Origin of the sequence: uncultured Dokdonia sp., from assembly GCF_947492535.1 — a bacterium.
Lineage (GTDB): Bacteria > Bacteroidota > Bacteroidia > Flavobacteriales > Flavobacteriaceae > Dokdonia.
This window is the reverse complement of the sequence record NZ_CANLNH010000002.1, coordinates 83,827-108,541: the sequence shown is the minus strand read 5'-3', so window position 1 is coordinate 108,541 and position 24,715 is coordinate 83,827. Positions and strand designations below refer to the sequence as shown.

General features: G+C 34.4%; 26 protein-coding genes and 1 tRNA gene. 17 read left to right on the top strand and 10 right to left on the bottom strand.

Annotated features, from left to right (window positions below):
* Nucleotides 1-9: 9 nt before the first annotated feature.
* The 6 genes from Q1A60_RS03350 to Q1A60_RS03325 form a co-directional block, all read right to left on the bottom strand.
* Complete coding sequence (locus Q1A60_RS03350) at nucleotides 10-960, bottom strand: OmpA family protein (protein WP_299761381.1); 951 nt, start codon at nucleotides 958-960, stop codon at nucleotides 10-12.
* A 158-nt stretch (nucleotides 961-1,118) separates the two neighbouring features.
* Nucleotides 1,119-2,294, bottom strand: a complete 1,176-nt coding sequence (locus Q1A60_RS03345; protein WP_299761378.1) for an MFS transporter — start codon at nucleotides 2,292-2,294, stop codon at nucleotides 1,119-1,121.
* A 340-nt stretch (nucleotides 2,295-2,634) separates the two neighbouring features.
* The gene (locus Q1A60_RS03340) at nucleotides 2,635-4,188 is read right to left on the bottom strand and encodes an aldehyde dehydrogenase family protein (RefSeq protein WP_299761375.1); all 1,554 of its coding nucleotides are present in this window, start codon (nucleotides 4,186-4,188) and stop codon (nucleotides 2,635-2,637) included.
* An 81-nt stretch (nucleotides 4,189-4,269) separates the two neighbouring features.
* Nucleotides 4,270-4,857, bottom strand: coding sequence for a pyridoxal 5'-phosphate synthase (locus Q1A60_RS03335; RefSeq protein WP_299761372.1), 588 nt, complete (start codon nucleotides 4,855-4,857; stop codon nucleotides 4,270-4,272).
* A 6-nt stretch (nucleotides 4,858-4,863) separates the two neighbouring features.
* On the bottom strand, nucleotides 4,864-5,403 hold the full coding sequence (locus Q1A60_RS03330) for a 3-hydroxyanthranilate 3,4-dioxygenase (RefSeq protein ID WP_299761369.1): 540 nt from the start codon (nucleotides 5,401-5,403) through the stop codon (nucleotides 4,864-4,866).
* A 134-nt stretch (nucleotides 5,404-5,537) separates the two neighbouring features.
* Entirely contained in the window at nucleotides 5,538-6,032 is a 495-nt protein-coding gene (locus tag Q1A60_RS03325; protein ID WP_299761366.1) for a CAP domain-containing protein, read from the bottom strand.
* A gap of 275 nt (nucleotides 6,033-6,307) precedes the next feature.
* Here Q1A60_RS03325 and Q1A60_RS03320 point away from each other — a divergent pair, with 275 nt between their 5' ends.
* Together Q1A60_RS03320 and Q1A60_RS03315 are read left to right on the top strand one after the other, a co-directional pair.
* Complete coding sequence (locus tag Q1A60_RS03320; protein ID WP_299761363.1) at nucleotides 6,308-6,664, top strand: hypothetical protein; 357 nt, start codon at nucleotides 6,308-6,310, stop codon at nucleotides 6,662-6,664.
* Nucleotides 6,665-7,338: 674 nt separating this feature from the next.
* Nucleotides 7,339-8,376 (top strand): hypothetical protein, encoded by a 1,038-nt coding sequence (locus tag Q1A60_RS03315; protein WP_299761360.1) that lies wholly within the window; start codon nucleotides 7,339-7,341, stop codon nucleotides 8,374-8,376.
* Nucleotides 8,377-8,598: 222 nt separating this feature from the next.
* On the opposite strand, the gene Q1A60_RS03310 is transcribed toward Q1A60_RS03315, so the two are convergent.
* Entirely contained in the window at nucleotides 8,599-9,630 is a 1,032-nt protein-coding gene (locus tag Q1A60_RS03310) for a hypothetical protein (protein ID WP_299761358.1), read from the bottom strand.
* A 236-nt stretch (nucleotides 9,631-9,866) separates the two neighbouring features.
* On the opposite strand from Q1A60_RS03310, the gene Q1A60_RS03305 reads away from it, so the two are divergent.
* Nucleotides 9,867-10,388: a hypothetical protein gene (locus Q1A60_RS03305; RefSeq protein WP_299761356.1), complete on the top strand. Its 522-nt coding sequence runs from the start codon at nucleotides 9,867-9,869 to the stop codon at nucleotides 10,386-10,388.
* Nucleotides 10,389-10,832: 444 nt separating this feature from the next.
* On the opposite strand, the gene Q1A60_RS03300 is transcribed toward Q1A60_RS03305, so the two are convergent.
* Entirely contained in the window at nucleotides 10,833-11,045 is a 213-nt protein-coding gene (locus tag Q1A60_RS03300) for a hypothetical protein (RefSeq protein ID WP_299761354.1), read from the bottom strand.
* A gap of 306 nt (nucleotides 11,046-11,351) precedes the next feature.
* On the opposite strand from Q1A60_RS03300, the gene Q1A60_RS03295 reads away from it, so the two are divergent.
* Entirely contained in the window at nucleotides 11,352-11,654 is a 303-nt protein-coding gene (locus Q1A60_RS03295; RefSeq protein ID WP_299761352.1) for a hypothetical protein, read from the top strand.
* Between the two features lie 37 nt (nucleotides 11,655-11,691).
* Nucleotides 11,692-12,237, top strand: coding sequence for a hypothetical protein (locus tag Q1A60_RS03290; protein WP_299761350.1), 546 nt, complete (start codon nucleotides 11,692-11,694; stop codon nucleotides 12,235-12,237).
* A gap of 432 nt (nucleotides 12,238-12,669) precedes the next feature.
* Here Q1A60_RS03290 and Q1A60_RS03285 read toward each other — a convergent pair.
* Nucleotides 12,670-12,750, bottom strand: a tRNA-Leu gene (locus Q1A60_RS03285).
* A gap of 8 nt (nucleotides 12,751-12,758) precedes the next feature.
* A complete protein-coding gene (locus Q1A60_RS03280; RefSeq protein ID WP_299761347.1) occupies nucleotides 12,759-13,004 on the bottom strand; it encodes a GIY-YIG nuclease family protein in 246 nt (81 codons plus the stop codon).
* Between the two features lie 253 nt (nucleotides 13,005-13,257).
* On the opposite strand from Q1A60_RS03280, the gene Q1A60_RS03275 reads away from it, so the two are divergent.
* The 12 genes from Q1A60_RS03275 (at nucleotide 13,258) to Q1A60_RS03220 (ending at nucleotide 24,607) form a co-directional block, all read left to right on the top strand.
* A complete protein-coding gene (locus Q1A60_RS03275) occupies nucleotides 13,258-14,199 on the top strand; it encodes a ribose-phosphate pyrophosphokinase (RefSeq protein WP_299761343.1) in 942 nt (313 codons plus the stop codon).
* A gap of 25 nt (nucleotides 14,200-14,224) precedes the next feature.
* Nucleotides 14,225-14,839 (top strand): 50S ribosomal protein L25/general stress protein Ctc, encoded by a 615-nt coding sequence (locus Q1A60_RS03270; RefSeq protein WP_299761340.1) that lies wholly within the window; start codon nucleotides 14,225-14,227, stop codon nucleotides 14,837-14,839.
* A gap of 156 nt (nucleotides 14,840-14,995) precedes the next feature.
* The gene (gene pth / locus Q1A60_RS03265) at nucleotides 14,996-15,625 is read left to right on the top strand and encodes an aminoacyl-tRNA hydrolase (RefSeq protein WP_299761337.1); all 630 of its coding nucleotides are present in this window, start codon (nucleotides 14,996-14,998) and stop codon (nucleotides 15,623-15,625) included.
* Nucleotides 15,626-15,627: 2 nt separating this feature from the next.
* Nucleotides 15,628-16,563, top strand: coding sequence for a bifunctional riboflavin kinase/FAD synthetase (locus Q1A60_RS03260; RefSeq protein WP_299761334.1), 936 nt, complete (start codon nucleotides 15,628-15,630; stop codon nucleotides 16,561-16,563).
* 10 nt (nucleotides 16,564-16,573) lie between these two features.
* Nucleotides 16,574-17,917, top strand: a complete 1,344-nt coding sequence (locus Q1A60_RS03255) for an HTTM domain-containing protein (protein ID WP_299761331.1) — start codon at nucleotides 16,574-16,576, stop codon at nucleotides 17,915-17,917.
* 155 nt (nucleotides 17,918-18,072) lie between these two features.
* Nucleotides 18,073-19,344 carry a serine--tRNA ligase gene (gene serS, locus Q1A60_RS03250; RefSeq protein WP_299761328.1) on the top strand — a complete coding sequence of 424 codons (1,272 nt, stop codon included), beginning with the start codon at nucleotides 18,073-18,075 and terminating at the stop codon, nucleotides 19,342-19,344.
* An 84-nt stretch (nucleotides 19,345-19,428) separates the two neighbouring features.
* Entirely contained in the window at nucleotides 19,429-21,219 is a 1,791-nt protein-coding gene (locus Q1A60_RS03245; protein ID WP_299761325.1) for a tetratricopeptide repeat protein, read from the top strand.
* Between the two features lie 8 nt (nucleotides 21,220-21,227).
* Nucleotides 21,228-21,608, top strand: coding sequence for a hypothetical protein (locus tag Q1A60_RS03240; protein WP_299761322.1), 381 nt, complete (start codon nucleotides 21,228-21,230; stop codon nucleotides 21,606-21,608).
* Nucleotides 21,605-21,913, top strand: coding sequence for a DUF4286 family protein (locus Q1A60_RS03235; RefSeq protein WP_299761319.1), 309 nt, complete (start codon nucleotides 21,605-21,607; stop codon nucleotides 21,911-21,913). Before Q1A60_RS03240 ends, Q1A60_RS03235 begins: the two co-directional genes overlap by 4 nt.
* The gene (rsmA, locus tag Q1A60_RS03230) at nucleotides 21,913-22,788 is read left to right on the top strand and encodes a 16S rRNA (adenine(1518)-N(6)/adenine(1519)-N(6))-dimethyltransferase RsmA (RefSeq protein ID WP_299761316.1); all 876 of its coding nucleotides are present in this window, start codon (nucleotides 21,913-21,915) and stop codon (nucleotides 22,786-22,788) included. The genes Q1A60_RS03235 and rsmA overlap by 1 nt, the downstream gene beginning before the upstream one ends.
* Before the next feature lie 38 nt (nucleotides 22,789-22,826).
* On the top strand, nucleotides 22,827-24,185 hold the full coding sequence (gene mgtE / locus Q1A60_RS03225) for a magnesium transporter (protein ID WP_299761313.1): 1,359 nt from the start codon (nucleotides 22,827-22,829) through the stop codon (nucleotides 24,183-24,185).
* On the top strand, nucleotides 24,182-24,607 hold the full coding sequence (locus Q1A60_RS03220) for a thioesterase family protein (protein WP_299761310.1): 426 nt from the start codon (nucleotides 24,182-24,184) through the stop codon (nucleotides 24,605-24,607). Before mgtE ends, Q1A60_RS03220 begins: the two co-directional genes overlap by 4 nt.
* The last annotated feature ends 108 nt before the right edge of the window (nucleotides 24,608-24,715 follow it).

Sequence of the window (24,715 nt, the reverse complement as noted above, 5' to 3'; positions counted from 1 at the left end):
TTTTTTTAGTTAGTTTATTTTAACGATAGAACGTCTATTTTTTGCTCTACCTTCTTCTGTGGCATTAGATGCAATAGGTTCATCTGGCCCTTTTGAAGTTGTAATGATTTTAGCTTCAGGTATTCCGTTACGTTGAAAAAATCCTTTTACAAAATCTGCTCTTTTTTTACCAAGAGGAATATTTGTAGCACGTTTTCCGCTATTATCTGTATGACCTTCTATGGTTATAGAAGAGCTTTCTATTTTGTCTAAATAACGGCTAATATCTGCTATTTTTTGACGCTGCTCAGCTGTAAGATTTATAGATGCTTGGGCATTTTCAAAATAAAGAATCAAAGGGTCATCATTAATACGTTTTTTGAGATCTTCTAGCTCTTTATTTTCACTAGCTGCATCTGTGTTAGGAGCTCTCCCATGTATTAAATAGCTTATAGGTCCTTTAAATATAGAGCCATCTGGAACTAATGAATTATCTTCTTTTCCAAAGATATTTATTTGTTTTGAAGAGATTCCTTTTGAACTCAAGTAGTTCTTTACAGCATTTGCTCTAGCAATACCTAAATTAGGAAATGCAGAGGTGTTTTTTTCATCAGAAGTATAATGGCCTGTAATATCTAAATATTTTCCATCATTACCATTAAGGTACTTTTGTAGTTCTCCTATGCCTAAATTTATTTTGTCAGATATAGGCGTTAATGGGTTAAAATCTGAAACAGTAAAGTTAAAATTATCATTGCTTGAATATGCAAAGTTGCCGTCAGGGTCTTTAAAAGAAAAGCCCATGTTTGTAGTTGCAGTAGGTGTTGTTTTAACAACTACGTCTTTCGGATTGTTTTGATTTTCATCATTTGTGATTTCTTTTTTATCTGTAGCATTTTTACAACAGAAAAACCACATTAAAATCATTCCAATAACAATCGTAAGCAAAATACCAAAGAGGTATCTCGTTTTCTTACTCATTCTGGTTAGTTTTGGTTAATAGTGTTTTAAAGTTACTAAAAAAGTGTTAAAGAGACATTTTAATAGCTTTTGATCGATCATTTTGTAAATAATCGATATAGATGCTGCTATCATCGATAAAATAGAAATGACTATTTATATATTTAAAATTAGATCGCTTACTTCTTTAGAATAGAAATTAATCCAACTACAGGTCCTATCCCTAATAGTACGAATAGATATGAAGTATCTATATAATTTTGTAAAAGAAGGAGTAATTGTATGCTCACAATGGTAATCGCAAAGCCAATACAATTTACAATGGTAAGTGCTGTTCCCTTATATACAGGGTTTGCATTTTGAGCTACGAGTGTAGAAAACAAAGGAGAATCTGCTATTACTACCATTCCCCATATGGATACTAAGGATATGAATAAGAATTGAGAAGAGATCATAAAGAGCAGAGGAGAAATAAAACAAAAGATACCAGATATTGTAAGTGCGATTGTTGCTATTTTTTTTGTTCCTTTTTTAAGCGATAAATACCCACTTATAACACAAGCAATAGCACCTATTCCTATAACAATAAATGAAGAGATTGCATTATTTAAAGTGCTTTCTGGGTGTAATGTATTGTAAAGTGAAATGATTACTGGAACAAATGCCCAAAAAGCATAGAGTTCCCACATATGTCCAAAATAACCAAAAGCAGCTGCTTTAAAAGGTTTGTTTTTAAAAATGGTCGTAATTACAGAAAAATCTAATGAAGACCCTTTTTTTCTATAAGGACCATCAGGAACTAAGAAGAACAAAAGAAGTCCGCCTAAAGATGCAATTATAGAAGTAATGATTAATATGGTTTTCCAAGGCAGTTCTGCTGTAAAACCTTTTAATATATGTGGAAAGGCAGTCCCTAAAACGAGTGCCCCTACTAGAAACCCTAGAGATTTTCCTAATCCTTTATCATAATAATCGGCAGCAATTTTCATTCCTATAGGATAGATACCTGCCAAGAAAAAGCCTGTCAAAAATCGCAAAATAAGAATACTCGTAAGCGAATTAGACTCCCAAACAATCGCAAGATTGAAAATAGCAGCAATGAGTGCACTTATCAAAAATACTTTTGATGGAGAAAATCTATCGGCAATCGTAAGAATAGCAAATAAGAGTGTTCCTGTTATAAATCCAAATTGTACGGCAGAAGTAATATGTGCAAGTGTATTTTCAGGCAATGAAAAATGAATGATAAGATCTTCTAATATAGCATTGCTTGAAAACCAAAGAGATGTACCACAAAATTGAGAAATTACAATAATGGGTAAAATCCATTTAGGAATATGTGTATTATTAATCAAATTCGCTATAAATTTTTATATGATAATATCAGTCTGTAAAATAGATAATTACTATCATTTTGACACTTCAATTTCATTTTTTTAAAATAAAATGAAATTAGAGGGTAGGAGTTATTGACTTTATATTGTTTAATAAGCAAACGTATTAATCCTACTGATTAGAATTAAGTTTTTTGACTGGAAATCATAACAAGACTATCAGATCTTAATCCTACTTATGCTATCTCTGTTTAGAGAGTACAGTTAAAGAAATACTTAATTAAAAACTACAAAACTACACACAAGAAACCCCCACATTATTTATGTGGGGGTTTTATTTTATGAATAAGTTAGTATAGACTTATAAGTCAAATTTAATTCCTTGTGCTAATGGTAGTTGTGTAGTATAGTTGATCGTATTTGTTTGACGACGCATATATACTTTCCAAGCATCAGAACCAGACTCACGTCCTCCACCTGTATCTTTTTCTCCTCCAAAGGCTCCTCCTATTTCGGCACCAGAAGTTCCAATATTTACGTTTGCAATCCCACAATCAGATCCTGCAACACTTAAGAAACGTTCTGCCTCACGAAGATTATTAGTCATAATAGCACTAGATAATCCTTGTGCAACCCCATTTTGAGCTTCGATAGCATCTTCTACATTTCCAGAATACTTAAGAAGATATAATACGGGAGCAAATGTTTCGTGTTGTACAATAGGGAAACTATTATCTGCCTCAGCGATAGCTGGTTTTACATAACATCCACTTTCATACCCTTCTCCAGAAAGTACACCTCCTTCAACGATAATTTTACCGCCTTGTGCAACTACTTGTTCTAGCGCATTGTTATAATTTGCAACGGCATCTGTATCAATTAATGGCCCTACGTGATTATTTTCATCAAGAGGGTTTCCTATACGTAACTGTCCATAAGCTGCAACTATAGCATCTTTTACTTTGTCATAAATACTTTCATGAATAATAAGACGTCTTGTAGATGTACAGCGTTGACCGCAAGTACCTACAGCTCCAAATACACCTCCAATAACAGTCATTTTGATATCTGCATCTGGAGTGACAATAATAGCATTATTTCCTCCTAATTCTAATAAAGAAGTACCTAGACGCTCTCCTACTGTACGAGAAACAATTTTCCCCATACGTGTACTTCCTGTCGCAGAAACTAAAGGAATACGAGTATCTGTAGTTAAATATTCACCCACTTGATAATCTCCATTAATAAGACAAGAAATACCTTCTGGAAGATCATTTTCTTTTAAAACGTCTGCAATAATATTTTGACAGGCAACACCACATAAAGGTGTTTTTTCTGAAGGTTTCCAAACACATACATCTCCACAGATCCAAGCTAAAGCTGTATTCCATGCCCAAACCGCTACCGGAAAATTAAATGCAGAGATAATCCCTACCACCCCAAGTGGATGATATTGCTCATACATACGATGCCCTGGACGTTCTGAGTGCATCGTAAGACCGTGTAATTGACGTGAAAGACCTACTGCAAAATCACAGATATCTATCATTTCTTGTACTTCACCAAGACCTTCTTGATATGATTTTCCCATTTCATAAGAAACCAATTTTCCGAGAGGTTCTTTAAGTTCACGTAGCTTTTGTCCAAACTGGCGAACGATCTCTCCTCTTAAAGGAGCAGGTTTTGTTCTCCAGGTTTTAAATGCAGCCGTAGCAGCATCCATTACTTGGTCATAATCTTCACGTGTAGTAGTGGTTACTTTTCCTATAAGTTGGCCATCAACTGGAGAGTGAGACTCGATGATACCTCCATTAGAAAACCATTTGTTTCCCGTAGAAGTTCCATCATTTATATCTTTTAAACCTAGTTGTTTTAAGGCTTGATCCATTCCAAAATCTGTAGCGACTGTACTCATTTTGTTTTGTTTTTTATATTAAAGAAATCGTTTGCGAAGATACAGATAATACTATGCCTGAAAAAAAATACAGCATCTTTATTATGGTTGTAATTGTGTGATATCCCACCCTTCTTCAGATAGGGTATATAATACTCTATTATGGAATCGGGAAGCATTAAACTCTAAAAACTCAATACGGTGAGGTTTGATTTTCCAACCACTCCAATGTGTTGGTTTTTCAATAGGTTTTTGGTTTTTTACGCTTTCGCGAAAGCGGACTCTTAACGATTCTACGTCTTTTGTAGGAACTCCCTGTTTACTTATAGTGCTTACAACTTTAGAGGCATAATTCCGATCATTAAAAAAGAAATGGGCATCTTCTTCAGAGATTATAGAAGTTGTGCCTTGAATGCGAACTTGACGTTTGGTCTCTTCCCACCAAAAGGTAAGCGCGACTTTGGGATGTGCATTAATTTCTTTTCCTTTTCTGGATACCGTAGATCCTGTAATGATTAAGTAAGGACTTTCAATAGATTTTAGAGAGACATTACGGGCGTTTGGAAACCCATCTAGTCCTTGAGTAGATAAAACACACGCCGAGGGATGGCTATTTTTGGTCGCTGCTACTTGTTGGTGCATCCAGATAGCAAATAAGTTAAGTGGATCTGAATGTTCAGCGATATTCATAATGAATTACTCTTGTGGAACAAAACGCTTATCTGTAGGCATAACCTCTCCACAATTAGAGCAAGTACGTTTTGCCTCATCTCCATAAAAGTCTATAAAATGACCTAAGAAATCTTTTTCTACGTCTTCTAGAAGAAAACGAACTTCATATAGTTTGGTATTGCAATTATCACAAAACCAGAGTAACCCATCTTCTCCTTTTAGATCAATTCGTTTACGTTCTATAACAAGACCAATAGAGTTTTCATGGCGCACAGGTGAGTGCGGTACGCCTGCAGGATGTAAATACATATCTCCAGGACCTAACTTCATTGTTTTTTTCTGTCCATCTTCTTGAATGTGTACTTCAATATGTCCTTCAAGCTGGTAAAATAATTCTTCCGTTTCGTTATAATGATAATCTTTTCGGGCATTTGGACCTCCTACAACCATGACAATATAATCTCCAGCATCTTTATATAGATTTTTATTTCCTACAGGCGGTTTAAGAAGATCTCTGTTTTCTTCTATCCATTGGTTCAGGTTGAAAGGTTTTGCTATAGCCATGATCTTAAAAGAATTTGTATAAAAATACAATAATCTCTTTTACATAGCTTCATTAGAAGTACAATTCATATGTAAAAAAACAACCCCGTCAGTAAATACCGACGGGGCTGTAAACCAATTATGGTTTGGGGTTCTTATTTAAGAAAAATGTGTGTAAAAAAGTTAACACCACTATCTGTTTGAGCAACACTAATGCCTGAATGCGTGAAATCGCTTTCTATAGCTGCTTTATGATCTGGACTATTCAACCATCCATCTACTACAGCTTGCGCAGTGCGATATCCAAATGCTACATTCTCACTGACAGCATCAGCTCCATTTGATTTTAATTTATCTGAACGTTGAAAGAAGTTGTCATGACTTACTCTATTATTCACAATCATGTACGCAGTATGATCCAAAGCTTCTTCTTTAGCTAAATTATGTGGAGAAAAAGGTGGAAGATTCAACGTTGCCCTATAATCATTGATGATTGTTAGTATTTCACTAGACATAGCGTCATTGTTTTCTACACTAAATTCGCTTTCAAAATTTACAGTAGTAGATGGATCATCTATTTCATCTGTACTGCACGATACGAATAGGCATACGAATCCTATGACAAACAGGGTGTTTGTAAGTAACTTCATGATTTGGGGTATTATGATTTGGGATTACTAATATAGAATAAAAAAGCAGATAAACGGCATAACAATGCATTTAATCGATGAAATGCACAAATTCTTACAACATTCTCGCTGAAACTATTGAAATTCTTACAGAAAAAAGAAAGCTTTCTGAAAAGCACTAGTAATTAATTTATTACTTTTAGGGTAAGAAGCTTATGGTATGTCTATGATATATAAAAGTTTTGATATCTAACTTATTTAGTGACTTTTAAAGATCAAAAAGGTATATACAATATATGGAGAAAAATTGTCTTGAATGTGGAACACGTATTATAGGTCGTGCAGACAAGAAGTTTTGTAATGATTCCTGTCGTAATAGTTACAATAATAAGTTTAATAAAGATTCTAAAAATCTTGTACGCAACATAAATAATAGATTGCGTAAAAATTATCGTATTCTAGAAGCGCTTAATCCTGGAGAAAAAACAAAAACAACAAAAGCAAAACTTATTGCAGCAGATTTTGATTTTAATTACTTCACTAGTATATATACCACTAAAGTAGGAACCGTGTATTATTTTGTGTATGACCAAGGATATTTGCCTTTAGATGGAGGAGAGTATTATGCGCTAGTTCAACGAAAAGTAAAATAAGAGTGACACTCTCTAAAAGTATTTAATTTTATGGCTTAGTTTTTGCTATATGTTTAACGGTTATTTATTATGAATCTTTAAAAAGATTTTTTAAGTTTGATGTACGAAAAGGGGGTAGTATAAAATAAAGCTAACACATTGTTATATACTATAATTCGTATTTATCCGTTATAAATAATGCACCCTAAATCAAAAACAATAGACACCATTTTTGGTGTCGGTTCGCTTTCATGCACCACTTTAGAAAAGCGTTTTGTTTTTATAAATAAAACATAGTATAATTTAATTTTTAAAGTATTGAAAAAGCAACTAAAACTCTTTTATGTTTTTACATGCAAGGCATGATTTTAAAACAGCAGAATGACATTCTTTATATAGTAAAAGAAAAATAACATTTCTTTTCCCAAACCACACTTTAAGGAAAGTATACATAAGTACTTGCTCTTATATCTGAGAGCACTAAAATCGATGATATAATAGACGTCGTTGGGGGATGACAACTTTTAATAAATCGTAAGCTATATTGTAGTTAACCATTCTATAATACAGCTTGATATTATGATATCTTGTGGAAAGAGATATCGATACTATGACTTTTTATGCACCACATCTAAAAAGCATATTAGTGCTCTCCCTAAGAGCAATTACAACATTAATTTAAAAAAGAGATTCACATGAAGAAGTATTCTTCAAAGGCAGATGTGGCCTTAATTGACCCAGCATTAAATAATAAGAATGATAATCAATATCTTATATATCCTCCAGCAAACAAGACAAGTCATTTTGTTAAAATCACACGTATAAAAGATCTAGACAAAAGAGCTGCTGCTATGGGAAAAGCAGTGAGGATGTATAATGTTTTTGAGAATAGTCTAGAGATTCGTAGTGCATTACCATCCTTATACGATTTTTCACTATGGCTATCAGAACATAAGGGAGAATTCTCCTATAGCACTATTAAGAGAAGTGCAAAACGCATAACGTTATTAACAGAAGCGCAAGAGATCTTTATTTGGGAAAATTTAATATATCAAATTGTAGAAAAGCAATCATTAGTGGTAAAAGAAACACTAATACGCTTATTAGTCAGCAATGAATTTTTAAAAGAATTTATTGATTTTAGCCAAGAGAACGATACGCATTACGAAGATATTCTATTTACAGAAGAGCAACATCAAAAGTTTACAATGATTGCAAATGCGACCGTTGTCATAACAAAAGAGTTACTAGATGTAGAGACAAGCGTTTCTGAAGCGTTGGTAGAAGATCAGACACAACAATTATTTATAGAAAAATGTATTCTCTTACAGAACAAGATAACATTGTATAAAGAAGTTCTTGTAGAGTTAAAAAAAATAAGCACATTATATGATCATGAGTATGATAACGGATTTCATAAAGCGTTGAAAGCACAAAAAGAAACAGTTACAATTGCTGCAGACGATATGCTAAATGCTAAGGAAACTATTATAGATGTTTATACAGGTGATGAGGTAGAAGCGCAAGTATATATACCTTCCTTTTTATTTGAGGTTAAAAAACCATTACAACTAAAATCTATACTCCATAAAGTAAAAGAAGCATCCAAAATAGTGATTGAAAAGGAACTAATTCCTGTATGTAAAACACTAGTAGAAGGACTCCATTTATTAAGACAAACTATTTTATACTATCAACAATGTATGGATATATTTTTATCGAAAACAATCTAATAGTAACATATTTTAATACCCGCAAAAAGAAAAGCCTTGATGTATCATACATCAAGGCTTTTTTAGAAATTACTATGAAAAGTAAGGTGATACAATCACTTACTTTATTGTTTTAGTTACAACATACGGTTTGTATATTAAACCTAGAAATCACCTCTTTGTTAAGCGTTTGATACTCTTTTCTACTACGATCTTTCGTTAGGTTATCGTCAGGCAGAAACGTTAAAACCGTATCACCCCAACCGTATCTGTCATCATTTCTGTAAACCATAAATTACCGTTCGCATCCATTTTGATACGATGCATCATGGTTCCAGTATTTGGTACGATATGAATGCTAAACGGTACTTCCGAAATAGAATCGCTAGGCGTATTTCTGATGGAAGCATCAAATTTAATGAGGTAATCACGTCCTTTAGGAGTAGGGTTGTTATGATCTACATATACCTGAACCCATAAATTATGATCACTATCAAAAGCTAGTGAGGCAAGAATATCATTCTTTTGAAGTGCCGGAACAGGATATTCTGTAATCGTACCGTCCATATCAATCTTTCCAATCTTGACACCCGCTTCTTGCGTAAACCACATACATGATTTAGAAGGATCTGGAATAATACCAATAGGACGACTACTGGATGTGGGAATCGTATGTTCTTTAATACACCCATCACTAGTTACTTGCAAAATCGCACTACTAAATAACTCCGTTCCCCACATCGTATTATTGGGTCCTGCCGACAGAAAAATAGGCAAGGAAGAAAGATTATCTAACTGAAAATGTTCTACAGCTTCTGTTGCAATATTAAATTTGCCCACGGTACTAGTGCGTTTTCCCGTAAACCAGATATGTGTTCCATCTGCATCTAGCCCAATCCCATGAGGTGCCACATTGATAGGCGTTTTTGCATCTTTGGCATAGAGTTGTACATCGATTTCTCGTACAATAGTACCTTTTGTGTCTAGTTGTGCGACCGTTCCTTTAAACTCTAGGGACACCCAAAGATTTCCTTCTTTGTCTAATAACAACCCATGCGGACCACTTTTTTCTGGCATTTTATAATAGTCAAGAATAGTGCCTTCATAATCTAATTTGGCCACCATATCCATATTTTGCCCTGTGACATAGATAAAGTTTTTATCAATAACGAGCTCATGAGTAGAACATTTCTCATCACTAGGCCAGTTAAGCGGATATTCTGTAATATTTCTAAGTGTTTTTATCGTTGTTGGAGTTGTATGATCGTGATTCATAGTTGTATTTCAGGTGGTTATAGTGATTTTCTTCAAAAATAGGAATTAAAAGAACATCATTTCCAAGTGGATTCTTTTTTATACGCTTTCGCGAAAGCGTATATATGAGATTCACAACTTTCAGAGAAAACGGCGTTAAAATATATAGCTGATTACAGGGAGCCTTACGATTTATATTTTTCTTTTTATCTTTAAAATATTGATAGTCAATTGGATTTGCTCTAAAAAGATACATAATGAAACTACACGATGAAATAGTAATGAAAGAGCTAGATCTGATTGATCAAACCATTTCTAGATTAGATAAACAAATTCAGACCTCTAAAACAGTATGTATTACCCTTTGGACAGCCTGGATAGGTTGGTTTATTGTAAAAGTAAATACTACAACATCATCGCATGAGTTGGGACTTCTGATTGTTTTTTCAGCCGTTTTTCCAATCATTTTTTGGAAGGTAGATTCGTACTATAGAGCTGCTGTTATCTCCTCAAGTAAAAGACAAAGTCTGATTTCTCTATACCTTAATCTTTCAGATGAAACGATTAAATTCCCAATACTAGATCCCGTCGGGAGATTATATGATGACAGTAATTATGATGCATTACTCGAATCTTCAAAAGATAGATTATCTGAACGTAGCTATCATGAATTAAAAAACAAGAACCTTCCCAACAGATATACCTATAAAGAAGTAGTGTGGTTTTACCTACCCTTAATGATCGTCTCTCTTGCTCTAGGAGGATATTTTCTTTTGTAGCTGGATTTCCCTCAATTAAAGGTTAACTTCTCAATTTCGAACTTTTTAAATTTTTCTAACATAACTGTACTAATGAGCGTGAATAATTGAGTTGAAGTTAACTAATCATATTTATAAATGGAAGACTGTATTGAAAATTAACAATTAATTGAAGCGATTAATTACCTGTGTAATCAATGTTTAATATTACTTGGATTTCTTGCCAAGACATTATTATAGGATTAAAATCAGAATTTGGGAGGTCAAGATAATTAAGCCTATCATTATCTGAAGAACAACTATAGGTGAACAATACAATAAAAAATAATATTGGGAATTTTAAAAACCGGTACATAAGACTAAAAATCAAGAAAAAAATAAGTTAACCATTACATTGGTTGAGTAGCGATAGCATAGCGTAAAAAAGAAAAGCGACCCGAAGATCGCTTTATATAAATGAATAGTTTATTGTCCTGGTCCAGGACCGTCAGGTGTCGTAGGAAGTACACAACAGCCTGCATATTCTCCAGACCTATTTACCAACCAGTCGTCAAGGTTTCTTTGTGGATTGCAAGGAACACTTCTTTTAATACAACGATTTTCCAAAGCTCCTCCGCTAATTGTTTTCTGTTCAACTCTATTTAGAATTGTGCCAATTTTTAAAATCTTCTTCAACATTATTTGTAATTTATTGATTAATAATGATTTAAGATAGTATTTATAGGTCGAAAATAAAGGTTTAACAAATAAATAACTGATTTACAGAATTTTAAATCAATTTTTAAAAGATTTATTACCCTATTGTTATTATGATAAAACACCAGATGCAAAAGCAAAAGCATAGATCTATCGTTGATTCCTTTTATAAAAGCTCTTATTCCTGGAATAGGAGCTTTTTTGGTGTATAAGATTTGATAACTCTTAATCGAGTTAAGTTTTAAGTGTCTAAAAATCAGTTAGATTTATATATAAAATATATTAGAAATGAGAGATTATTCTGAGGAACAACAAAATGTACATAATGCTTTAATTGATTTATTAAACAAACAATCTCTATATAGAGATGAAAAAGGAAAGGGTAGGTGTAAAAAACGCTCAAAATCTATTAATTCTTCTGACTTATCAAAATTGAGTATTAATGAAATAAATCTAACAGTTAAAGTAATAGTTGATTTTTTGAACTTAACTGGTGGATCAATAGGTGACTATAACTTGTATGAGTTATTGCAAAGTTACCTTTTAGATACAGATAAGAGAAAAGCAATAAATGAAATTATAAAAATCTAATAATATTCTTTAATAATAATAATTGATTTGAGAGAACATGGATTGGTATATGAAGAAATTTGATTTAAAGACAATTGATAAATTAAAAGAAGAAAATGTAATAGTAAATGGCTCAAAAGGAGGGCTTTTATTAGGGCCTTCTCATGAAGAAGGAGGGATTATTATTTTAGTAAAATATGGAGATTATTATTCATTATATGGAGAAGCAGAGGGTTATGAGTATATAATTTCCCCTGATTTAATTGATATAGCCTTACTTGATTATCAATTTGAATTAATAAATGATAGATTACGAGATATTAGTTTTAATTTTAATGGTGAGGAAGATCTTTCAAAAATCACAACAATAGATGCAAAACTTACAATTACTTCTAATAAGTATAAATCAAAATATGTATTGTTAGATAATAGGAGATTTGCAATTATCAATAAAAATTCAACTAAAAGGTATCTTAGAGAAATAGAATGTATTAATAATAATCAAGAGATAGAATACGATCGTGAAACAGATAATATTATATATTCTGAAGAAAAAGGTATTTTAAGTAGACTATGGTTTAATTTTAAAAAACTATGGATATAAATCGAACTTATGTAGTGTAATTTCTATCACAAAACACAATATTACAAACTCTTGTAATGCTGTAATATGCTATAAAACAGTGATTTGCAATGAAAAATCATATCTAATTACAAACCGATTTTTGAGTGTTTTATTTTTGTAATATTTTTAAAGCCTTAATTAATAGGTAATTAACATTTTGTTTTATCAAAAAATAACAAAAATTAGAAAAATAGTAAAAACAAACAAAGAACTTGACGTAAGCATTAAAACGTAAAATCTATTATCTACAATAATGGAATCTTTGGTATGATTTCTTGAGATATAGGTTTGAGTCGCGCGCGTCTGTCTGCTTCGGCAGACTGGACTACATTTTTAACTGAATTAAAGTTTAGGATGACGGGTTACATTAAAAAAGGGTCTAATCTTTTAAGATCAGACCCTCGTAATAAGTACCGAAAGTGGGAATCGAACCCACACTCCAAAGGAACGCGAGTTTGAGTCGCGCGCGTCTACCAATTCCGCCATTTCGGCTTATGTTATCAGAGCGTATCTCTGATAGTTCTGAGCTGTTCTTTTCCAACTCCAGATTTCCAGTATTTTTCTCGTTTTCGAGCACTGGATCTATCAAGACATGCCTCTTGATAAATAATTTTATAAGGAAGATATGGTTTGGTAGTACGTTCTCTCCCTGTATTGTGTCTATGAAAGCGTTCTTCTAGATTCTCAGTCATTCCTACATAAATATAGTTATGATGTATACTAGAGAGTGCATAAACATAGATCATTTCTTCAAAATTTCAATGGCTACGAGTTTGAGTCGCGGCGCGCCTGCCTGTCGCCAGACAGGTCTACCAATTCCGCCCTACCTTGCTCGGTAGGCAGGCATTTCGGCTTAATGGACGACAAAATTAAAGAATAAATTCGATCAAACCACATAAAAGCCCATTTTTTCTAAGGCTAGACGTATTTTTATTCCTATTTTTGCACCTCCTTTTGAAAAAAGGAATTAGTAATCAATCTGTTTAACCGTTACCAAAGATGGCAGCTACAGTACCACAACCTAAAATATTTGCTTGTCAAAAAAGCAAAGTTCTTGCAGAGTCAATCGCAAAAGCTTTTGGACAACCCCTAGGAAATGTTATTACCTCTACGTATAGCGATGGGGAATTTCAACCTTCATTTGAAGAGTCAGTACGTGGGTCAAGAGTATTTATTATAGGAAGTACCATGCCTAATAGTGACAACTTAATGGAAATGTTGTTAATGCTAGATGCTGCAAAACGTGCATCAGCAAGACACATTACTGCCGTGATTCCTTATTTTGGATGGGCACGTCAAGATCGTAAAGACAAGCCTAGAGTTCCTATCGCAGCAAAACTTAAAGCAAGTTTATTAGAAACTGCAGGAGCAACACGTATCATTACCATGGATTTACACGCAGATCAAATCCAAGGATTTTTTGAAAAACCAGTAGATCATTTATTTGCTTCCACCATATTCTTACCTTATTTACAAGACTTAGGATTGGATAATCTTACCATTGCTTCTCCAGATATGGGAGGTAGTAAAAGAGCCTATGCCTATAGTAAAGCGATGGAAAGCGATGTGGTTATTTGTTATAAGCAACGTGCGAAGGCAAATGTCATCTCACATATGGAACTTATTGGTAATGTAGAAGGACAACACGTAGTTCTTGTAGATGATATGGTAGATACTGCAGGCACCTTAACCAAGGCTGCAGATTTAATGATGGAAAAAGGGGCATTAAGTGTACGAGCAATATGTACACACGCTATTTTAAGCGGTAATGCCTATGAAAAATTAGAAAATAGTCAGCTTAAAGAATTAATCGTTACAGATTCGATTCCTAAAGAGCACAAAAGCGATAAAGTAAAAGTTTTGAGCTGTGCACCACTATTTGCAGATGTTATGCACCGTGTTAATAGTAACACAAGTATCGCATCTAAGTTTGTTATGTAATTAATTAATACTTAATATATTTAAAATGAAGTCAATTTCGATCAAAGGATCTAAAAGAGAAAGCGTAGGCAAAAAAGCTACTAAGGCCTTACGTAATGCTGGACAGGTACCTTGCGTAATCTACGGAGGGGATCAACCAATGCATTTTAGCGCAGGAGAATTAGCGTTTAAAGGTTTGGTGTATACACCAGACGCGCATACCGTAGATATTGAACTTGATGGTACAACATACCGTGCTATTCTTCAAGATATCCAATTTCACCCAGTAACAGATCGTATTTTACACGTTGATTTTTATCAGATTTTTGATGATAAAGAAGTAATGATGGTCATTCCTGTAAAATTTGTAGGAAGTTCTAAAGGTGTTCTTAATGGAGGTGTTCTTCGTAAGAACAACCGTAAACTAAGAGTAAAAGCTTTACCAGATAATCTTCCTGATTTTATCGAGGCAGATATTACTGAGCTTAAAATCGGTAATAAATTATATGTTACTGCACTTGAGAATGATGATTACAAATTTATGCACCCAGATAACACAGTGGTGTGTCAAGTAAGAACATCTCGTAACGCTGTTGTAGAAGATGAAGATGAAGATGAAGAAGAAGGAGCAGAAGCTCCAGCAGAAGCTGCTGCAGAATAAATACAATATGTATAAAATAGATCAAAGCACCCTTTTTAGGGTGCTTTTTTTATGAATGGATGTTATAAAAAGTATAATACAAATGCTTTAGTTCGTATGATATTTGTTAAGGCGTAATGCATTTAGTACTTTTATGTTTTAAATAAACAGCGCACTATGTTTTCTTTTTTTAAACGCATTTTTAAGCAAAAAGAAAGAGAATTCCCTGTTGAAGATCCTATGAAAAAATTTCTCATTGTAGGTTTGGGTAATATAGGTCCCAAATACACAAACACACGACATAATATTGGTTTTAAAGTTTTGGACGCTTTCGCGAAAGCTAAAGAAGCCACCTTCGAAACAGAAAAACTAGGTGATATCGCCAAAACCAAAGTAAAAGGAAAAACCGTTGTACTTCTTAAGCCAAGTACTTATATGAATCTTAGCGGAAAAGCAGTGCGTTATTGGTTGCAACAAGAAAAAATTCCAATAGAAAATCTATTAGTCATTACAGATGATCTGAATTTAGAATTCGGAACCATTAGAGTAAAAACCAAAGGAAGTGATGGAGGTCATAATGGACTAAAAGATATTCAGGCACAACTCAACACGACAAAATACAATAGATTTCGGTTTGGAATAAGTGATCAATTCTCAAAAGGACGCCAAGTAGATTATGTACTAGGAGAATGGAAATCAGAAGAAGATGCAGCGCTTCCTGAACGTTTTGAAAAAAGCTGTGAGGTGATTACTTCTTTTGTAGGAGCAGGCATCTCAAATACTATGAATGCATATAACGGGAAATAAGATTGAAAACACATTCAAGCGCACATACATTTACTAGCAAAAAAGGAACGGTAGTCACTATAGGTACATTTGACGGTGTTCATATAGGTCATAAAAAGATTATAACCCGACTCATTGAAAGTGCGCAAGCAAATGATTGGGAATCTGTAGTGCTTACTTTTTTTCCGCATCCACGTATGTTATTGCAAAAAGATGCAGATATAAAACTCATTAATACCATTACAGAACGAGGCGATCTATTGGAAAAGTTAGAATTAGATCATCTTGTTGTACATCCATTTACGATTGATTTTTCAAGAATGCATGCTGAAGAATTTGTAGAAGAAATTCTTGTAAATGCCTTACAAGCAAAGAAAGTCATTATAGGATATGATCATCGTTTTGGACGTAATCGTACCGCAAATATTGAAGATTTAAAAGCATTTGGAGCGCAGTTTGGGTTTGAAGTAGAAGAGATTTCTAAACAAGAATTAGAAGATGTAGCGGTGAGTTCAACAAAGATTAGAACGGCCTTACGTGATGGAGATATTGATAAGGCAAATGCCTATTTAGGATATCCTATCATGTTAGAAGGTATCGTCATACACGGAAAAAGCCTTGGAAAAACATTAGGATACCCAACAGCAAACCTTCATATTGAGGAAGACTATAAGCTTATTCCTGCACAAGGAGTATATGTCGTACGTTCTTTTATAGAAGGTATACTCGTATATGGAATGATGAATATAGGCACCAACCCAACAGTGGGAGGTGTTGAACAAACGATAGAAACCTATTTCTTTGATTTTGATAGTGATTTGTATGACAAGCGACTATCTATAGAAATTTTATGTAAAATTCGAGGAGAACAACATTTTGAATCTGTCGATGTTCTTATAGCAGCGATGAAGGAGGATGAGGTGTTTTCGCGAACGTATATTCAATCAATACAAGAATAAATGCTAATCCATGAAGGTGAATCAATTTCTCTTTTCACGTGTAGATAATAGCCCTTTAGTTGCTTTTAGGGTATTTTTTGGGTTGCTAATTATGTTAGAAGCTTGGGGAGCCATTGCTACAGGATGGGTGAAACGTATTTTTGTAGACCCTGCCTTTACATTTAATTTTATAGGATTTGATTTTTTACAAACCTTTCCCGGCACAGGACCACAGATGTATGTCTACTTTATTGTGATGGGTATCTTCGGTTTAATGGTCATGTTGGGGTATCGATATAGACTTGCGATACTAGGATACGCGATCATGTGGAGTGCTGTATATCTTATGCAAAAATCTGCTTATAACAATCACTATTATTTATTGATGTTATTGCTGTGGATTATGGCTTTATTTCCTGCACATACGTCTTTCTCGCTAGATGCTAAAAGAAACCCTAATATACGGGATGAAAGTATGCCAAGATGGGTACCTGTCCTTATTATAGCACAATTATGGATTGTGTATACCTATGCATCTATAGCAAAGTTATATCCAGATTGGCTTGATGGAACAGCCACTCGCTTACTGATGTCAGGAAGAAGAGGTACTTGGCTTATAGGAGATATGTTACAATGGTCTTGGGTTCCTTGGGTGGTGGCGTATGTAGGCATTCTTTTTGATGGTTTTATTATACCAGCATTGCTTTGGAAAAAAACTCGAAAATGGGCCTTCGGAATCTCTATATTCTTTCATCTCTTTAATTCTGTAGTATTTCAAATAGGCATCTTCCCGTATATGTCTTTAGCATTTACACTATTTTTCTTCCCTACAGATGTAATACATCGCATATTTTTAAAGAAGTGGAAACCATTTTATGAAGCAACACAAGAAATACGAGTTCCGAAACTTCGTAGTTTTGGAATCGTAGCTATAGGACTCTACCTTATTATACAGATCGCACTGCCTTCTAGGCATTGGTTTATAGACCAGAATGTATTATGGTCTGAGGAAGGACATAGATTAAGTTGGCGTATGATGTTACGTACAAAATCAGGAACCAGTCATTTTACCGTACAAGATAAAGTGACTAAGAAAAAAACAAGTATTAAGCTTAAGGATTATTTGTCTAAAAAACAGCTACGCACTATTAGAACCAAACCAGATGCTATTTGGCAGTTTGCACAACGTCTTAAGGCAGAATATGCTGCTAAAGGACAAGATATTTCTGTATTTGTAAATTGCCGTATCCGAATAAACGGCAGGAAATCAGCTCGATTTATAGATCCAACAGTAGATTTAACCGCTGTTGCGTGGGATCCATGGAAGCATGCAACATGGATATTAGATAGTAAAGATTATTTGGAGAAAGAATAGGCCCTCTTGTTTTACTATTTCCTTAAATTTGCCATCTTATGTAAACGACCTCAGGGCAAGCCTACGAGGTAGTTATACGAAACTAAATTTTAATTTCGAGGCTTGCCTCGAAGTAGTAAACCCTTTGGCGGAGCCAATAAAAAGAAGATACGATCATGCTGGAAGTAGCTCAAATTAGAGAACACAAAGATGCTTTTGTAAAAGCACTTCAAAAAAGAAACATAGATGCAACCGCACTATTAGATCAAGTCATTGCTGCAGATGAAACACGTCGTGCATCACAATCACAATTAGATCAAGTATTAGCAGATAGTAATAAGTTCTCCAAAGAGATAGGAATACTCTTTAAAAATGGAGAAGCTCAGAAAGCAAATCTTCTTAAAGAAAAAACAGCTGGATTAAAAGAACAATCTAAAGGATTACAAGAACAATTAAATGAAGCGAGCGAAACGCTTAAAAATTTATTATTCACGATTCCAAATATTCCTCATGATAGTGTTCCTGAAGGAAATACAGATGAAGATAATGAAGAAGTATTCCGTAAAGGAGATATTCCTGTATTACATGATGCGGCACAACCACATTGGGAACTAGCAAAAAAATATGACATCATAGATTTTGAGCTAGGAACTAAAATTACAGGCGCAGGATTTCCTGTATATAAAGGAAAAGGAGCTCGTTTACAACGTGCATTAATTAGTTATTTTTTAGATAAAAATACAGCCGCTGGATATACCGAATATCAAGTGCCACATTTAGTGAATGAGGCATCAGGATATGGAACTGGGCAATTGCCAGATAAAGAAGGGCAGATGTATCACGTTACTGAAGATGATTTATATCTAATACCTACAGCTGAGGTGCCTGTTACTAATATGTTTAGAGGTGATATGATCGCTGCGAGTGACTTGCCTATTACGTGTACAGGATATACGCCATGTTTCCGTCGTGAAGCAGGATCTTATGGAGCACACGTACGTGGATTAAACAGATTACACCAATTTGACAAAGTAGAGATTGTACGTATAGAACATCCAGACAATTCTGCTGCAGCATTAGATGGGATGGTAGATCATGTAAAAACAATCTTAGAAGAATTGGAATTACCCTATCGTATCTTACGCCTTTGTGGAGGTGATCTAGGTTTTACAGCACATCTCACCTATGATTTTGAGGTGTTTTCTACCGCACAAGATCGTTGGTTAGAGATTAGTTCTGTATCAAATTTTCAAACGTTTCAAGCAAATCGTTTAAAACTACGTATTAAGGATAAAGACGGTAAAAAAATGCTGGCGCACACCCTTAATGGAAGTGCATTAGCATTACCTCGTGTACTCGCAGGAATTCTTGAAAATTGTCAGACTCCAGAAGGAATTAAAATCCCTAAAGCCTTAGTCCCATACTGTGGATTTGAGATGATAGATTAAAAAACACAGAAAATAATGTTAAAAGTCCCTTCTCCTTTTAAGAGAAGGGATTTATGGTTAAAGGCTTTTGGTTATCTTTAGCGTATGAAGAAGAGATTTATTTTTGTAATGGTGCTTGTTTTTGTATTCGCTTTCGCGAAAGCGCAAACAGAACAACGCGCACGTAATTACTTTGATCAAGGGCAGTTTGAAAAAGCACTCATTTCCTATCAAAAAGCATTAAAAAAACAACCTACTAATAATACCGTACTTCTTGGTCTTATTAAGACATATCAACAATTGGAAGACTATGCTGCTGTTGAAACACTCATAGGAAAACAAATTGACAACTCTCGTTATAAAGGGCAGCTGCATGTTGAATTAGGCTATAATTATCAGCTACAAGGACAAGATTCATTAGCAAAAGTAGCCTATAATACGTCGATACAATTGGTGCAAGATCGTATGACGAGTGCGTATCGCGTAGGGAAGACACTCCAAGACCACAATCTTTTAGAAGAGGCTGTTAGAGCCTATGAGGCAGGAATGGTAGCTAATCCTAATAGCAATTTTAATAGACAATTGGCGCGTATTTATGGAGAGCTTGGGCAATTAGATAAAATGTTTGAGAGCTACTTAAATTTAGCTAATGAAAATCAAGCATACGTAGCATCTGCGCAACGTAATTTTGCTATGTTTATTACAGAAGACCCTACCAATGAGGCCAATATTATATTTAGGAAAACATTACTTAAACGCCTTCAAACCGAACAAAACATCATTTATAATGAGCTATTGAGTTGGCTGTTTATTCAGCAACGACAGTATAAAAAAGCATTTGTACAAGAAAAAGCCATTTTTAAACGCACCGATGGAAATATTACAGGCGTCGTTGATCTTGCAGGCATTACGATAGAGGCAAATGCACTAGATGAAGCAAAAGATATTCTTGAATATATAAAAGAAGTTGCGGTAGATGATGAGACAAAACTAGATGCAGAGCAACAATTACTGAAAATCGAAATTAAAAAAGCAACAACTACCTCTGAACATGAAGAAATTCGAGATCGATATGAAGCGCTTTTAGATCAATACGGAGTTAATAGTTATACCGTTCCGATTCAAATTGATTATGCGCATTTTCTAGCTTTTGAGATGAAAACACCAGGAGAAGGAGCTACCTTTTTAAAACAAAGTGTGAAGAAGGACATGAACCGCTTTGATGAAGCTAGATTAAAAATGGAACTTGCCGATATTTTAGTGTTACAAGAAAAATTTAATCAAGCATTGATCTATTATTCGCAAATTCAGAATAAAATTAAAAATAGTGTGATCTCTCAAGAAGCACGTTTTAAAGTAGCAAGAACGAGTTATTATAAAACCGATTTTGAATGGGCAGAAACACAGCTAGATGTATTAAAGTCTAGTGCAACACAACTTATTGCAAACGATGCTTTAGAGCTGTTATTAGTGATTCGTGATAACTCTCTGGAAGATACACTACAGACGGCACTTAAAAAGTATGCGCGAGCTGATTTATTAGGCTATCAGAATAAACCTGAATTTGCCATAAAGAAGTATGATGAGATTTTAGAACAGCATAAGGGTGAGAGTATAGAAGACGAAGCATTACTCGCTCAGGCAGCGTTATATGAGGCGAAATCCGCTTTCGCGAAAGCAGAAAAAAATTACATCACCATTATTGAGTTTTATAAAGATGGTGTTATCGCAGACGATGCTTATTACCGATTGGCAAAACTCTATGAAGGCCCGTTACAGCAACCAGAAAAAGCGAAGAACAACTATGAGCGTCTCATCTTTGATTTTGCAGATAGTATTTATTACGTAGAAGCTCAGAAGCGATTTAGAGCACTGCGTGGAGATGCAATTAATTAGCCTTTTTTATGAAAATTTTCATAATCGTTTTTATAATTTCTAATGCCCTAATAGGTCAAAACCCTAAATATCCAAATTCCGTAGAAGAAATTAAAAAAAGTCTAGAAGGAGAATGGGTTTTAGATGGTGACGATTCTAATGAACATATTCACTTCTGGTTTTCAGAAAAATCAGGAGGTATAGAATATAAAGATGTTAAAACAGATATGATAATAGATGATCATACGATAGTAGAAATCTTAAAGGATGAACGTCAAATATTCTGGATAAAATTTATTAAACGTTTGTCATCACGTATGTATTCCATACAATTATTAAATGACGACTATTTTGTTTTCCGTGGTGAATGGCAAGATGTTCGTTATAAGAAAATTAAAACAACAGAATGATTATATATAATGTCACTATAAATATAGAAACGTCTATAGAGCAAGATTGGCTTGCTTGGATGCAACAAGAACATATTCCTGAGATGCTAGCAACGGGTAAATTTGTAAAGGCATTGATGACTAAAGTCCTTATAGAGGAAGAAATGGGAGGAGTTACGTATTCGGTACAATATGGTTGTCCTAGTAAAGAACATTTACAATCTTATTATGATCAAGATGCTGAGCGTTTAAGAGCAGAAAGTAATAAGTTTGCTGGTAAATTTGTAGCTTTTAGAACAGAATTGGAAGTGATAAGTCAACATTGATGGGTAGAAAAAAATCAAACTCGACGTCAAAGAGAAAATTCGAAAAACCACATTCAAAATCCAATAATCGCGATCAAGGTGTCAAAGCAAAAAAACATCTGGGACAGCATTTTTTGGGAGATGAAGAAGTGGCAGAAAGAATAGGAGATACGCTTACATTAGAAGGGTATTCGAATGTATTAGAAATAGGTCCAGGGACAGGTGTATTAACCAAATATATTCTTCATAAACCAGTGCAACTCGTAGCTATGGATTTAGATACAGAATCTATAGCATACTTAAATAGTTCTTTTAAGTTAGAGCAAAAAGTAAGTAGTCCAGAGAAATTTCAAGTCATTGAAGCCGATTTTTTAAAACACCCAATAGAAATGTTGTTTCCTAAAGCGCCTTTTGCTATTACAGGAAATTTTCCTTACAATATATCTACTCAGATTGTATTTAAGATGTTGGAACATAAAGAACGAATTCCTGAATTTACAGGGATGTTTCAAAAAGAAGTAGCACAACGTATTTGTGCATCTCATGGTAGTAAAACGTACGGTATTTTATCAGTACTTGCACAGGCTTTTTATGATGCAGAATACCTTTTTACAGTACCTCCCACGGTTTTTATTCCACCGCCTAAAGTAGATAGTGGGGTACTTAGATTACGACGTAAAGAAAATTATACTGCTATTGGTTGCGATGAAAAGGAATTATATAAAGTCGTGAAAATGGCATTTCAGCAGCGACGTAAAACCTTACGTAATAGTTTAAAAGGGATGGGGTTAAGTGACCGCTTTCGCGAAAGCGAAATTCTAAATAAACGCCCGGAACAATTGTCCGTTCACGATTTTATAACATTGACTAGCGATATTACATCGGATTTAGAATAGTGTTTCCCTATATTTGTGGCTGCCTAAACTGAAAAGGTATGTCATTTGAAATTACAGACATATTATTAGAAGAGATAAAAGTTCATATCAGCAATGAGGATGATAAAGTCTTGCTTGAACTTTTTGAAGATGTACATCACGCCGATGTTGCAGAAATTCTTGATGAAGTAAACTGGAATGAAGCTGTATACCTTGTTCGTTTATTAGATAGTGAGACGACTTCTGAAGCGCTTATGGAACTCGATGATGATGTTCGTGAGCGTTTACTGGATAGTCTTACGCCTAAAGAGATTGCCGAAGAGATTGAAGAAATGGATACCGATGATGCGGTAGATGCCATTGCAGAGCTAGATGAAGAGATCCAAGAGGCCGTAATAGAGCAGATAGAAGATGAAGAGCATAAGGCAGACATCCGTGAGATGCTGCAGTATGATGAAGATTCTGCTGGAGGTCTTATGGCAAAAGAACTTATTAAAGTAAAGGAAACATGGACAGTTGCTGGCTGTGTACGAGAAATGCGTCGTCAGGCAGAAGAAGTAACCCGAGTACATTCTATTTATGTGGTTACTAAAGAAAACGAATTGATAGGAAGACTATCCCTCAAAGATTTATTGACCTCTGATACAAAGACCAAAATTTCTGAAATATATATTCCTAAGGTAGATTCAGTTCACGTACATGATGAAGGGGAAGATGTCGCTAAAGTGATGCAGAAGTATGACTTAGAAGCGATTCCAGTAGTAGATGATGAAAATAAACTCTTAGGCCGTATTACGATAGATGATATCGTAGATTTTATACGTGATGAGGCAAAAGAAGATTATCAACTTGCAGCGGGTATTACGCAGGAAGTAGAGGCAGATGATAGTATTATAGAACTCACGCGTGCTAGATTACCATGGTTATTTTTAGGGTTGATAGGTGGTGTAGGAGCTGCTACCATTATGGGAGGGTTTGAAGATATTCTAGAAGACTACGCATTGCTCTTTTTTTATACACCACTTATAGCAGCAATGGCAGGAAATGTGGGTGTACAATCTAGTGCGATTATTGTACAAGGATTGGCTAATGATGATGTGAAAGGAAGTATTAGTAATCGTTTATTAAAAGAGATGGCGCTTGCTGCTCTTAATGGCTTGTTATTAGGATTAGCCCTTTTTGCCTTTACGGCACTTTGGTATAGGAGTGAGCCCGATAGTTTACATACGGCGCTTGCTATTTCTATTTCTCTTTTTGCAGTAATTATTATGGCTGGAATTATAGGTACTTTTATTCCGTTATTTTTAAATAAAAGAGGCATTGATCCTGCAATTGCAACGGGGCCTTTTATTACTACGAGCAATGATATTTTTGGAATTTTAATTTATTTTTGGATCGCCAAACTTATTTTATTTTGACCTCTACTTCACTTGAATACACGCTTGTTGTTCCTGCGTCTGCTATAGATGTGATGGGACATGTCAATAATGTGGTGTATTTAGATTGGGTGCAAACAGCAGCTTCTAAACATTGGAATCATGCAACGGCTACGTATTTTAAAGGTGAAGATCCTAACGAAGAACGTGTAGGAATCAAAAAGATGGCTTGGGTGGTATTAGATCATCATATTAGTTATAAAGCAGAAGCTTTAGAAGGAGATGAGTTGGTCATATCCACATTTGTAGAAAAAATGGCGGGTGTACGTTCAGAACGTCATACAACAATCACACGAAAAAAAGACCAAAAGCTATTAGTAACTGCAGTCACCAATTGGTGTTTACTTAAAATGCCAGAAGGAAAACCCATGCGTATCCCTGAAGAGATACGCATCTTATTTTAATTCTTCTACACATCTCATTCCTAGATCTTGTAAACTGGAATCATGACAGTTATTATTTGGTAAACTTTAAGTGATCATTGATATTAATTAATAATAATGTTAACTCAA